The 13,275-nt window shown below is 39.4% G+C and carries 12 protein-coding genes; 4 read left to right on the top strand and 8 right to left on the bottom strand.

Annotation, left to right across the window (positions count from 1 at the left end; all coding sequences use genetic code 11):
* Positions 1-77: 77 nt before the first annotated feature.
* Together GSQ62_RS05500 and GSQ62_RS05495 are read right to left on the bottom strand one after the other, a co-directional pair.
* Complete coding sequence (locus GSQ62_RS05500) at positions 78-929, bottom strand: hypothetical protein (protein ID WP_161888580.1); 852 nt, start codon at positions 927-929, stop codon at positions 78-80.
* Positions 930-1,078: 149 nt separating this feature from the next.
* Positions 1,079-2,167: a recombinase family protein gene (locus GSQ62_RS05495; RefSeq protein WP_161888579.1), complete on the bottom strand. Its 1,089-nt coding sequence runs from the start codon at positions 2,165-2,167 to the stop codon at positions 1,079-1,081.
* Between the two features lie 141 nt (positions 2,168-2,308).
* Here GSQ62_RS05495 and GSQ62_RS05490 point away from each other — a divergent pair, with 141 nt between their 5' ends.
* The 4 genes from GSQ62_RS05490 to GSQ62_RS05475 all read left to right on the top strand — a co-directional run bounded on the left by GSQ62_RS05490 (position 2,309) and on the right by GSQ62_RS05475 (position 5,506).
* Complete coding sequence (locus GSQ62_RS05490; protein WP_161888578.1) at positions 2,309-2,446, top strand: hypothetical protein; 138 nt, start codon at positions 2,309-2,311, stop codon at positions 2,444-2,446.
* A 652-nt stretch (positions 2,447-3,098) separates the two neighbouring features.
* Positions 3,099-3,356 (top strand): hypothetical protein, encoded by a 258-nt coding sequence (locus GSQ62_RS05485; RefSeq protein ID WP_161888577.1) that lies wholly within the window; start codon positions 3,099-3,101, stop codon positions 3,354-3,356.
* Positions 3,357-3,462: 106 nt separating this feature from the next.
* Positions 3,463-3,819 (top strand): hypothetical protein, encoded by a 357-nt coding sequence (locus GSQ62_RS05480; protein WP_161888576.1) that lies wholly within the window; start codon positions 3,463-3,465, stop codon positions 3,817-3,819.
* A 112-nt stretch (positions 3,820-3,931) separates the two neighbouring features.
* On the top strand, positions 3,932-5,506 hold the full coding sequence (locus GSQ62_RS05475) for a hypothetical protein (RefSeq protein ID WP_161888575.1): 1,575 nt from the start codon (positions 3,932-3,934) through the stop codon (positions 5,504-5,506).
* A gap of 688 nt (positions 5,507-6,194) precedes the next feature.
* Here the strand turns inward: GSQ62_RS05475 and GSQ62_RS05470 are convergent.
* The 6 genes from GSQ62_RS05470 to GSQ62_RS05445 all read right to left on the bottom strand — a co-directional run bounded on the left by GSQ62_RS05470 (position 6,195) and on the right by GSQ62_RS05445 (position 13,159).
* Positions 6,195-7,379, bottom strand: coding sequence for a DEAD/DEAH box helicase (locus tag GSQ62_RS05470; RefSeq protein ID WP_161888574.1), 1,185 nt, complete (start codon positions 7,377-7,379; stop codon positions 6,195-6,197).
* Between the two features lie 17 nt (positions 7,380-7,396).
* Positions 7,397-8,083 (bottom strand): NERD domain-containing protein, encoded by a 687-nt coding sequence (locus GSQ62_RS05465; protein ID WP_161888573.1) that lies wholly within the window; start codon positions 8,081-8,083, stop codon positions 7,397-7,399.
* Positions 8,084-8,727: 644 nt separating this feature from the next.
* Entirely contained in the window at positions 8,728-9,420 is a 693-nt protein-coding gene (locus tag GSQ62_RS05460; protein WP_161888572.1) for an Abi-alpha family protein, read from the bottom strand.
* A 124-nt stretch (positions 9,421-9,544) separates the two neighbouring features.
* Positions 9,545-11,233, bottom strand: coding sequence for a DUF6119 family protein (locus tag GSQ62_RS05455; RefSeq protein WP_161888571.1), 1,689 nt, complete (start codon positions 11,231-11,233; stop codon positions 9,545-9,547).
* Positions 11,234-11,426: 193 nt separating this feature from the next.
* The gene (locus GSQ62_RS05450; RefSeq protein ID WP_161888570.1) at positions 11,427-12,686 is read right to left on the bottom strand and encodes a Y-family DNA polymerase; all 1,260 of its coding nucleotides are present in this window, start codon (positions 12,684-12,686) and stop codon (positions 11,427-11,429) included.
* Complete coding sequence (locus GSQ62_RS05445; RefSeq protein ID WP_161888569.1) at positions 12,683-13,159, bottom strand: LexA family protein; 477 nt, start codon at positions 13,157-13,159, stop codon at positions 12,683-12,685. The genes GSQ62_RS05450 and GSQ62_RS05445 overlap by 4 nt, the downstream gene beginning before the upstream one ends.
* Between the last annotated feature and the right edge of the window lie 116 nt (positions 13,160-13,275).

Here is a 13,275-nt window from a genome sequence, read left to right as displayed (position 1 = left end):
ATATCATTTCACAATATATGTACTAAGTTTATTGATTACCTTCATTTGTGATTCATTGATAACAATAATATGTAGATTCAAAAAGAATCCATACTTAAAAAAGTAGAGAACCTCCAGTCTGGACTTGCTTTTTCAAGTTTATTTATCATTTCACTATTAATAGGTTTCAAACCTCCTCTGGTGGAATAGGTACCAATAAATATTTTATTTTCTGCGTTATCTCCTGTAAGCTTCATGTGTGTGATACCCAAGGTTACAAGCTTGAAAGCTAATGCTTTAACAATATCGATAGTTACATTTTTGCCAAATGATATTGCGTGTACTTCAGGGACTTTATCTGTACCAAACTCTTTAAAATTTGTAAATCCAATTTGGGTAACAATGGGTACTATGTTTTGATAGGAGGGTAAATTCCTATTAATGTTTAATGAGATTGTGGCAATATTTGCAATTCTTTTAATTTCATCTAACCTATTATCGGAATTAACTATGATTGCTTCAATTTTCTCTTCCTGTTCAGACTTAATAGAATCTACATTAATTATTTGCCTTATTGCCTCTATTTCCTTTTTAGTTGCTTGTGATAAAAGCAGAATCTCTTCTTTTAGTATTTTTATTTCCACTTGCTTTTCATCTTCCTCTTTGAAATACTGAAAGGTTAAAGAATCTTTTTCTAAATATTTGGAATAGAAAGAATCTTCTTGCATTTCAGGTCTAAACTTTGTCTGTAAAAGGAATATTAATGCCAAAAACACAGGAATTGTACAGACTGCAGAAATTGCAAAGAAAGCGGGTAACCAAGAAGGTCTATCTATTGTACCAGCAGCAGTTAAGAGAGAGCCAACTACCAAAATAAGCCCAATAAGCCATGCTGCAAGCAATTGAATCGGCTTGGTGATTCTTTCTGGATTTATTCTATGCTCTTGCATGTATATAGCTGAAAATTTACAAATGACCGTCTAAAGGCTTTGACCTTATCAGGACTTACGAATATAGTCTTCTAATCTTGGTTGCACACTAAAGATTTAGGTTAAAGCTGCTGCACTCTTTCCTCTTATATTGAGAAGATATTGATAGACTAAAGGACTGTGCTTAAAACAAAAGGCGGCTGCTTCTTTTCTGGATTGCCTTTGCTGATGTAGATTAAGTCAGGATGCAGGCTTGCCTCATGCTCCTTTTGCATGTTTATGCGAAATATATAATCTGCCAGTATACCAAGCAAGGAAATGAAGCTGCTCCCGCCCGAAAGTTTTTCCCTTTTGCTGCGGTCTGCATACAGGGCATAGTATCCGTCTATGTACTCCAGCACTGCGCCTTTGTCAATCACTTGCTGGAAAAGCAAAGATGTAAACGGCCAAGGTTCCGTGTGCTTGGTGTCAGGTTCAAAGTACACCAAACCTTCGTCAATCCTGACCTTCAGGTTTACCGCTTTCAGGTGCAGGGCAAATTTTTCCGCTTGCTTAATTTTAAATTTAAAGTCTTCCTGCTCCTTTTGTAGCTTGTCGTGGCGGTCAAGCAGGCGCTTCACGCTCATTGCCCTGAACTGTGCCCCTGTGCTGGTGGTTAAATCCATGCTGTTCAGCTTATCGGCTATCTGTTGTAGTGTCATTTTTTCTTCGCCTTTCTTCGCCTTGCACTCCAGCGCCCAATTCAGGGCGTTCTTATTCGCCTTGTCCTGCATAGCCGCCGTTTGACGGGCTTTTGCGCCCTTCTGACGGCCTTTTTGTGTCAGGTTAGCCCTGTTGCCTACTTCCTCGCCGCGTGCCTTCTTAGCGGCCAATGCGTCCTTTGTGCGCTTGCTTATCAGCTCCCGTTCGTGCTGTGCCATAACCGCAAATATGCCTATTGTCAGGGTGTTTGCGTCTGGCATATCGGCGCAAATGAAGTCTACTTTTGAATCCCGCAAGGCAAAGATGAAACCAGCGTTGCGGCTAAGGCGGTCAAGCATTGCAATGATAAGCGTGGCTCCTGCCTGCTTTGCGTGCGCTATGGCTTTCTCCAGCTCTGGCCTGTTGTCTTTCTTGCCGCTTTCCACTTCCACGTACTCTGCCAGCACTGGAGCACCAGCCACAAAGCCAGCTACGGCTGCTTTCTGTGCCTCCAGCCCAAGTCCTGAAGTGCCCTGCTTCTGTGTTGATACGCGGTAGTAGGCTATGTACTTTTTCATGCTCCAGACAGTGTTTAATATCTTATATTACAAATATACGATGTATTTAACACTCCTGCAACGTTCCTTCCTGAATAGATATGAAATTGATTAGCCCTGTTTGGAGCGGTAAGGCAAGTCTAACCCACATATACTGCTGCCATGGAAGAAACTAAGACATGGTGGGAGTACCTGCTGCTTGCCATCATTACCATTCCCCTGTTTGTAGCGCTGGTAGCTGGCATGATTCAGCAAGTGAAGATGAGATATGGCAGTAAAAGGCGCAGGAAACGCTGGTAAAAATGGTATAAATGTAAGGCAGGACGCGTTAAGGTGTTTCTTTTATGAGCGGTGGGGGGAGACACGTTTTGCCCGAAAGAATAAATTATATAATAATTCCAATGACTTCCTCATGCCTTCAAAAGTACTTAATAACACTTACAAAATGCCTTTTTGCTGTTTCTATTATATATTACTCCCTTCATATAAATCTAATACCCTTTCTTGTAATTGCGCTTTATAATGCTGTATAAATGTGGGGTATTCACCCCTCTCTTAATGTAGCTATATCTTTATTAGTGCTTTAATATTGCCTATTCACATGTAGTTCGTTTCGAATCAAGTAAGTAGGGTTAGAATTGTACCGTACTTAGCTTGATGTAACTTGTAGTTTTTTTGGTCGGTGAATGTAATTATTAATGTTTGCAAATAGCAAACAAGCAATTAATGCAGGTTTGATATTGTATTAAATTTATTTGATATCTAAAAATAATTTTGATTAAGTCTTGCATATTATGTTTCAAAGCGTATACATTTGCAGTATCAATTTAGCGCGAGATTGTACTTATCCAACCTAATTAAATTAACTACACTTTGTTACGTCAAAAGGCATCTTCCAAGTCTTTCAATTCTAAATAAGTATTTACAAAATATTCTAATTCATCTAAGAACAATGAACAATATCAGCTTTAATACAACCGCACAAACGCCTTTTCCTTATCCTGTAGCCAGTAAAGCCGCATTGGCTAAAAAATTAACCAAAGCTGAGAAAGCCAAGCAGTTAGAACCTAAAAGAATTTATACTGCTGATGAAGCCTGCATTTACATTGGCTATTCAAGAGCGGTGTTAAGGAGAATGGTTGACTTGCGCTTGATAAAACCAACCAGTAGGAGAGTATGGGGCGTCATTATTACTGGACGGAGCAATTAGATGCGGCTAAGGAGAAATACGAACTTTTTAAAAAGGAGAAAATATTGAATAAACTACCTGTTTGTCAGTGTATATAGATGTATAATTTGACTTTTTACAGATGAAGATGGATAACATATTTACAGGTAGGAGTTATGATGAAATCTTACAGTATTTTGCTGATAACCCGACATACATTGTCTATAGAAGAGACTATGTTAGCGGCTATGGAATCCCCAAAGGGATGCTATTCTGGGTTCCCACAAGAGTCATAGAACCTGATGACATAACAGAACGCCCGTTATCAAGGCCAGAAGCCATTGCTTATATACAGCATTTGAATCCTGACCTGAAAAAAGCAACCATCAACGGGCTTTTTAGGAAACGCATATTAACACCAAACAGACTGCATAGCTGTAATGGATATGTATACCTACGTTCAGAGATTAGAACTGTAGTGGGACAAATTAGCGGAGATAATTAGCACTTCATTTTATAATTAAATTTTCCATGGTTAGAGTTTAGTTTTTCAAACATGGTTCTCATGTTGGGTGGGTGGATACTGCCTATTCTGAAGAATGGTGCAGCAACAACGAATGATAAATTACATAATGGCAGTGAAAGTTTATATTCCTGAGAAGCTGGACGTGGAGAGGCTGATTGAAAAGCGGCCACCTGATAGTGTACCAGACTTCAAAAAAGATGAACTGCTATACATTCTCGGACAGGTAACGCATATTCAAGCGTATGGCGGAGACAAGGTAAGTGTGGATGGCAAGGTGCCCATCCACGCTCAAACCATCCAGCGCAAGGTAAGGCACTACGACAAGTACTTAAATTATTTAATAGATGCGGGAGTGCTGCAGTGCGAGCCGTACTACACCCCTAAGTATGCCTCTAAAGCATACTGGTTCAGCCACAGGTACATGTGCCGCACTAAAGAGGTATTGCTAACAGATGAAAAGCTTATAAAGAAGCTCTCAAAAACGCCTCCTGAAAACGACACTGCAAAAGACAAGCACAAAAACCTGTGGAACTGGTGGAAGCGGGGAAAGCTAAACATTGACAGGGAGGGCGCGCTGGAGTGGCTGTCAAACATGTACCCTGAGAATCCCCCGCCCCCTGAAGACGAGTTTGACTTAATGGACAGGCGGACAGAGAACATGGTGAAGTATAATGCGCACTCACTCACCGTTGAGCACCTTTACGACAAGGAAAGGGAGCTTTTCTTTAAGCTGGATGATGTGGCGGGAAGGCTGCACACGCCGCTTACGAACCTGAAAAAGGAGCTTAGGAACTTTGTCACCTACGGCGGGGCACCTTTGGCGTGCATTGACATAAAGAACTGCCAGCCGTATTTGAGTTTGCTGTTTTTTAACCCGAACTTTTACAAGTTCAACCTCAAAAAGGGCGTATCGGCGGCGGACAAAAAATTTATTAATAGCCTTGTTAATGATATAGGTGTTAATGGTATTGATGTAAATGATATTGGGGTAAAGGACATTGTAGAAGGACGTTTTAATGTCTCTTCTATATGTTCTAATGTAAATGTACTCTCTCTTAACAATATCTCTTTCTATAGTTCTGGTTACATGTCTTTCTTTCAATGTCTCTCTTCAATGTCTTCTCTCATAATGCTAGTAAAAGACATTGTAAGAGAGGGTGAAAAGGGGCTTTACAGTGACGTAGAGCAATATTTTAGGGATATATCAGGGGGTACTTTCTATGACAATTTACGTGACAATTACAACAGGGAAATAGGTGGTAACCACACAAGGGGAGATATAAAAAAACTTTACTGCATGGTGGCATATGGTGAAGTTTATGGCATTAACCACCCTGCCACGCATCCGTTCTATAGGTTCTTTGCTAAGCAGTACCCTACTGTGATGAAATTCTATAACCTCCTGAAGGCGGAAGACTACAAGAACATGGTTTACCTGCTTCAGCGGATAGAGGCGCATGTGATGCTTAATGTTATTTGCAAGACCATTGCGGGCAAAAAGCCTGGTGTGCCCATTTACACTATTCATGATTCGATTGTTACAACCGTGGCAAATGTAGATTTCGTTAAGGAAGTGATGGAGCAGGAACTGTACAGAATGGTAGGTGTACAACCCTGCTTGGATGTAGAATTTTGGATTCCTGAGGCTGTGTTAACTACACTTTAGGCGAGTATGATTTGAGCCAAAATAAGCCGTTATAAAGCATATAAGTGCTTCAGAAGGCGAGGCTCAAGGTAAAGGTATAAATGCTCTTAAAGGGAATTTAAATGGCTTGTAATGAGATTTAAAAGTCACTATATAGGGTTTCAGCTACAGGAGGTTTATGTGCCCTTGTCCTGCCATTTGCAGTCTATAAAATATGACTTCCTTCTGTATAAGTTATGTGAACGATTGAAGAACGAACTGCTAGGCTTGCCGCTATTCACCATTCATGATAGTCTCTTAATAATAGAAGAAAGTCAACTGTGCTAAAAGCAGGTAATGGGGCAGGAGTTTGTGTAGTATGTTGGAGCTGTACACAATCTGACGGTTAAGCTGCTGTGCCCATAGAATCTAAAGCCAAAATGGTGAAATTGGCGTAAGTAGTTTTAAATTTAAAATTGACAGAGCAAGGGCTGCTCTGATGGCTTTTCGCCATCGCTTTCACACAGAATTAATTAAGCCTGTTTAAGAGCTGTAACACCCCTATTAAGCCCCTCTAATGCCGCACATGAACTTGAGCTTTAGCTGTGGCAAGAGGCGCTTAATAGGGATTTATATGCCTTATTCATTGTATATGAGAAAATGTTATTTGAGCCAGAGTTATACGGTTTCCTTTAGGATTTGATTTTGATTTAAAGATTAGAATCAATATTTAAACAATTTGTTCATGCCACTTTTTGGGAAATTTTGTTCCAAACTTTGCATATCTTTTGTTGGCATTGAAAACTATTAGGTTTTCTCTTGTTCTGGTGATAGCTGTATAGACAATAGCGTCAAGTTTCTTGTTACTATCTGGTGAATTTTCTGGTATATATAACACTATATTTAATAACTCCCAACCTTTGAAGCTGTGTATTGTAGACATTTTTAAGCGGCTGTCTCCCATCCAAAAGGCTTTCTTGTGTGGATGATAAGTTGCCTCCGAGTCATCTTCAAATACATGGTTTACTTCTATATTCTTTCCCATAAAGAATTTGACACACTCCATTCCATATTTATGATTAGGTAGAAGAATTACCATGTCTGAAGGATTGTATGATTCTCTTTTAAGCCTTAAAAATGAATTATAAATAAATTCTAACCATTGAGTTTCATCTATGTTAAGCCAAATTATATGCTGCGAATGAAATAGCACGGCACCACCTTCAATTTTAGAAACTTTTAATTCTTGGTTTAATTCGAAAATTTCGCTGAACTCGTTAGACATTTCAGCTACTCTCTGCGGCATACGGTAAGATGAAGTTAAATCAACATAAGGGTCTTTGAACTTTTCAAGCCCAATCCTATTAACCCGCTTATCAACCCAATCAAGTTCTCTGTCATAAATATTTTGCTTCTTGTCACAAACTACAAGAAATTCATCTCGAGAAGTTAAAAACTTCTCATTCAATAGCTTATACCATTCATAATGATAGTCTTGCCCTTCGTCAACTAAAATCGCATCATACTTTGCATAGCTGTTAGCACCAATTGCATCCACAACTGCCTCTGGAACAGTTACCTTGAAAAAGAGCTCCAAGGCATCTTCATATTCTTCTTGAGATGTAAATTGATTGCGTCTCGGTGAAACGGGCCATTTTCTCCCGAACTCATTCAACTTATCTTTACAAAAGCCGTGAAAATGGGCAAACGTAATTCTATCCCATTTGAAACTAAAGGGAGAACGCGCTATCATGTCTTTTATATAATGCCAAAGTGTTATATTGAAAGAAATGATTAAAACATTTAGATTATTGGAAGCTAACTTTCCTGCTCTAAATGCCAAGGCCTGAGTTTTACCACTGCCTGCTACTCCCCTAACCCTTTGGTGTCCTGATTTAGGTTCCGCTACTTTCAACTGGTTGCCCTTCAAAGTTAAAAGTATGCCCTGTTCGATGCTGTGGTAGGGGGGTTAAACCAAAATATGAGTTCTTCATTCCATTTTCTATCCCAATAGTTACTTCTACTTATATGAATATCAGGAACAATTTCATTTAATTTTGAATAGTGAAGACTATCATACCCGAAAACAGGAAAATGTTTAAAATCTTTAATTCTCGCACCAAAAAAATCTTGAGCATCATTTGTGTTTACTTTATGGAAGTATAATGCGGTTTTTATCAATCCATAACTCCTTTTGTCTTTATCAATTAGCTCTCCAATAATAGGGACTAACTGGCTTATTATTTTCTCTTTATAATGCTCAACTTGCCTGATAGGGCTTTTAACTGCATATCTGCTTCTCTTATCATGAACAAAGAGACTGGTACTGCCATAATGGTCCTTATCCCATTTATAATTTTCAAGATTCCAATCTTTCACTTCATATATGACTACACCAACAAACGGGTTGAATATGAGAATATCTGGTCTGCTCCCATTTAGAAAAGGTTGTGCAAAGATTAACCACCCATTGTAGTCTGTCAGTTTCTTTTCTTTTGTCCAAAATTTATCTTTAGGTAAATTTGTATCGAGAAACAAAAGTAAATGTCGTTCACCTTCAGTTAATGGATTATTTAAACTATCTAACTGCTCCCAACTAGGATAAAGTCTATTTCCCATCTTATTAAATTGAACTACTTGTGATTTGAAGTCAAGTATTAGCAGGATGCTTATTTTAGGATAATATAAATCTTCTTGCTAATGCAATGTACTTTATATTGTGTATATTACATATTTTTATTATAATAATAATTAATTATTATAATAAAAATATTCTATTTGATATAGCAAACAAATATTAATGCCATACCTATATCAAACTAAAAGATTAGACGCGGAGATTATATATTTTTAAGGTTATTATACCTGCTCAAGAGGCTTGTTCAAGATAATAAACATCTATGTGATACCGCACATGATTTTCACTAAGCATTTTAATATAGGTGACGAATGTCCACAACATAAATTTCATTAGGGAAGTAATGGAGTAGGAGTTGTTAATGAAGGTAGGTATACCACTCCTAAGATGTAAAATTTTGGGCTCCAGAAGCTGTGTTGTCTACCTTTTAGGCACATGTTCATTAGAGCCTAAATAAGCCATTTTAAAACGTCCTGTTTGTTTCAGGTGGGTTACTCGGGTAAAACATTAGTGCTTCTAAAGTAGCCTTATATTTGCTTTAAATTACATCTGTAACCCGATGTACAGGCTTTTGGTTGATGCGTATATGAATATCTCTTTTGCTTATTATAATTCTTCTTGTTTTCTATAATAAATGGGTTTTTCTTGTAAATTCTGCGCCAAATTCTGACAAACGAACGCTATTACTTGGTACAATTTCATGTTCAGGTATAGCTTCGTCTTCATCATATCTATAATGGTATCTACTATTATCTTGGAGTTTTGGAGGCTTCTCCTCAATTAGTCTTAGTCTAAGTAAATTATCAAAAATCAGCAAGGTCACTTCATAGGAAGCAAAGTTTCTTCTTATTATATCATCTTTTTCAAAATAAGGCCTGTCTCTGTCTGTCATCAAGAAGGAACGTGAAAACATATAGTCAAGAAGTTTAGCCTCATGAGGTGAAAGCTGATTTAAAACTTGGCTAAATATATAACATATATCGAAGGGGTTATTTGGGTCAGCAGCATTTGCTAGCAGACAGGCCCATTTATTTTGCATGTTTTCATCTTCTTCAAACGATGCATATTCCAACAGAGTGGTTACATCTTTCACGGGTAATTTTTTAGGGGTTTTGATACCTTTCTCTTTTAGAAACTCTTGAGCTTTAAGTATTGTATTAACCTGATTTTTGAACCTCCAAAACTTGATTTTATCTGTAATTGCACCTGTTCCTTCAATGATTGGACCAGCTATTATTTTTTCTACAAAATCAAAGGCCCTATCTGCTATGCCACTAATTCCACTAGCTAACTCGCTTATGTTCTTCTCTGAGCTCATTAATTATTTCTTTGACGGATAAAATTCAAGTTATTGTTACCTTAGATGAAGTTAAATTGTTAGCTATTTATTTGACGCCTCTTTTATGAAGTCTGGACTTATCTGATTGAATTGTTCTTTAGATTTATTCATTATCTATCTCAACGACCTTTAAAGGATATAGATTTGATGGCATGTCGCGAAAACTGTGGATAAGGGAAAATTTTGCTATGTTCGAGCGTGCAATGCTAATGTCGTCTCTTATTCTTTTCCCTCTTAAGTGAGAATTAAATGCCATAACATAAATTATGTCCTTTTTAAATACCATCCTAAATTTGTGTAAATCAATTTTTTGGTCGGCAGCTATTGAGTTGTTATATCTTTCACAAACTTCGTCAATAAAAGTAAATGCTCCTGACTTCAGGTCATTCCATAGCCTATTAGCGGAGATTATAACTTGATTTGTTAAATCTCGAATTTTTGCATCAAAGCCTTGTTTTACATGAATAAGATAAACACTAGAGTCATCTTCGTAGAGGATGTCGCATAGCTCAATATTTTGGCCCAACATCTTATCTAGTACCAAATAGTTTGGGAGACCATGGTATAGCATGTTATATTGCCCTTCGTCCTTGATGCTATCACCCCATACTTGCAGGTTAACACTAGAATTTAGATAGTTATTTTTTATTGACTTACTGCAAAGGGTGTTGATGTCTTCTATAAAATTCCCTTTAATTGTATACCAGTGCGAGTCGATGTGAAAAGTAGGTTTTTTGTTGAACTCAATCTCACATGTGACATGGTGGGCAAACATTGCATTTGTTTTCTTTAGACGGTTAACATACCCGCACACTCTTATTCCTGATATTTTGCTATTGAAATCAATAGGATTTGTGCGGTCTGTATTATTATATAAAAAGGTTAGCCCTGCATGATAAAGTGCGTGTCTATCGAAAGTTTCAAAGAATGGCTGCTGAGCACCTCTCTCATAAAGAGCATATTTATCGCACTCATAAAAGGCTTGTAACTTGGAAGGGTGAACAAAATCATAGTCTAGTCTTGCACCATACCTGTTGTTTTGAGGTTCAAATGCCCTAACCATATCATCCCTTACCCTGTTGTATAAAGCAAACCTTAAATTATTTTCAGTTAAATTTCTGTCTCCAATCCTGACAAAGCTGCTTATAGGTGTATGGGCTGTTGTATCTAAAATTTTATCGATTTGCTGGATTAGTTGATGCATTTCCTTGAAGGAAAGCTTCCATTTGATATGAAAGGAAGTGCCAACTTGGACACAGACCTTTTCGGCACCATCAAATTTGATAAAGTCAAAAACATCTGCCAATAAAGTGTCTCGTAGTTGAAAATTGAGCCGATGCGGTATACGGCCGAAGGAAAGAGAATCTATAAGTTTTTGTTCACTCCTATAGGTAACAATTTGAGAAGTCATATTGCCTGCTACTCCTCGTGACTCAATAGAGTTAACAATATCATTTTCTGGCTCGGAAATTTTCTCATATAGGTCAAGACCAAATGTCTGGTTTAAGTATCGCTTTATAACAGTTATTCCGTTGCCTCCAATTGTAGCAAATATTCTTCGATTAAGTATAGCAAACAGAACAAATGAGGTAGTCTGCACATTAAAATCTTCATCTGTAACTATGGCTGAAGGAAGAAAGGACCTCCAAGAAGACTCTTTCTCCCTTTGATTATAGGTATATAACAAATATTGAATACTATCAATAGTTGTCGTAGGAAGTTCAGATGCCTTTTTATTTACATCAAGGATTGAGTTTTTATGTTTATCGACTATAAAATAGATTTTCTCCATAAGAGAATCTATTTCTCTAATTTCATGGAAGTCTATGTCGATTTGGTAAATCTTGATATCGTGCCTTATTGTATCCATCTTATTATTAAGTGCTTTCTGATTTATTGCAGGTTCTTAAAGTTGTGACATCTGAAGAAAATTTAATATAGTATATTTTTATTAATAAATAGTTGTTTGGTGCTGTAAGACAGTTTTATAGTCTCGCCACCAGCACGTCACTTAACCTCGTCGTATAGCAAGGCGAAAGCCTTTCCCGCTTCAGCGTCCAGTTATTCTTGATGCCCTGTGCCGCCGCTTTAACAGTTGCCATCCCGTAGCGGCTATTTAGGTTGTCCAACGCCTTCATGAGGTCTTTGTGCTTGCCTGTATCGGCAACATCAAACAAGCCAAGTTGCAGGTTGTCTTCAGGCATGAAGTCGGAGACAATCACGCCGCACTTCTTGTAGCTGTACCCTTCCTCGTAAATGCTCCTTAGCGCCATGTTCGCGTACTGGATAAGGTGCAGGTCACTGTTGACGGGGTTGGGCACGTGAATGGTTTTGGAGTTGTAGTACTGCGGGGTATTGGCAAACCTGTTCGTCATCACAAATACGGTCACGGCAGAGGCGCAGGAGCCTTGTTTACGCAGCTTATAGGCGCACTTGGAGGCGTAGGTGGCCGTTGCCTCCTCCAGCTCCTGAAGCTTCGTTACAGGGCTTCCAAAGGAGCGGGAAGTGCATATGTTCTGCTTCTTTGGAGCTACTTCCTCCAGTTCCAGGCACGGCTCCCCGCGCAGCTCCTTTACCATCCGCAGGCCAACAATTGTCAGGTGTTTCTTCACCCACGCATCATGTTGCTGCGCCAGTTCGTAGGCGGTTGTGATGCCATGCTTTTGCAGGAGCTTGCTGTGCTGCCTGCCGATGCCCCAAACGTCACCTACCTCTGTCCGTTTAAGCGCCGCCTCTATGTGCCGCTGTTCCTGAAGCACCAGAACGCCCTTTGCCTTGGGGCTTTTCTTTGCAATGCGGTTGGCAATCTTTGCCAGCGTCTTTGTCTTCGCCACACCGATGCCTACGGGTATACCTGTCCATTCCTGCACCGTGTTCTTTATCTGCCACGCGTATTGGTGCAGGTCTTTCTTGTAGAAGTGCCCCAAATCCAGAAAGGATTCGTCTATGCTGTACACTTCAAGGTTAGGTGTGAAGCCCGCCAGCGTCTGCATCACACGGCGGCTCATGTCACCGTAGAGGGTATAGTTGGAGCTGAAAACCTTTATGCTGTGCTTCTTAATCAAGTCCTTCAGCATAAAGGCAGGGTCTCCCATTTTCACCCCTACATCTTTGGCCTGCTGTGAACGGGCTATCGTGCACCCGTCGTTGTTGCTCAAAACAATAACTGGTTTATCCCTTATGGCAGGATTAAAAACGCACTCACAGGAAGCATAGAAGGAGTTGCAATCCACAAGCGCTATCATAGCTGGTTCTTCAGGCAGTCGTGGATGGAGTAGGTCACCACCCCCATGAACACGAAGTCCATCCCTTCAGTCAACTCTATAGCCTTGTACTTTGGGTTAGCAGGCAACAGGTAAAGCTTGTTGCCCGCTGGCTTGTAAGTCTTCACCGTGAACTCGCCCTCCAGCCAGCACACCACCGCCGAACCGTCCCTTGCCTTCAGGGACTTGTCAATCACCAGCAGGTCTGTGTTGCGAATGTAAGCGTCCTGCATGGACTCGCCCATTACCCTGATAAAGAAAGTGGAGGCGGGGTTCTTTATCAGGTGCCTGTTCAGGTTGATGGTTTCCTCGATGTAGTCCGTCGCAGGGGAGGGGAAGCCCGCCGCTATCTTGCTGCCGAACAGCGGCAGCTCCAAATCTTCGTGACCGTCCACAAAGAAGGCCTTGCCGAACACGCTCCTGTCCCTGTTCTGTAGTACCGTTTCTTTCAACATAGCTTTATTTTCAGGTTATCCTGCCGCAATATATGATATAGCTTTTACATAATACTAAATTAATTAGCATTACTAACGGAGATAGCTGTAAAGAGGTTGGGTACAGGCAAAATTAT

The organism is Pontibacter russatus (assembly GCF_009931655.1).
In the GTDB taxonomy this organism is placed as follows: Bacteria; Bacteroidota; Bacteroidia; order Cytophagales; family Hymenobacteraceae; genus Pontibacter; species Pontibacter russatus.
This window is presented reverse-complemented; position numbering and strand designations above follow the sequence as displayed.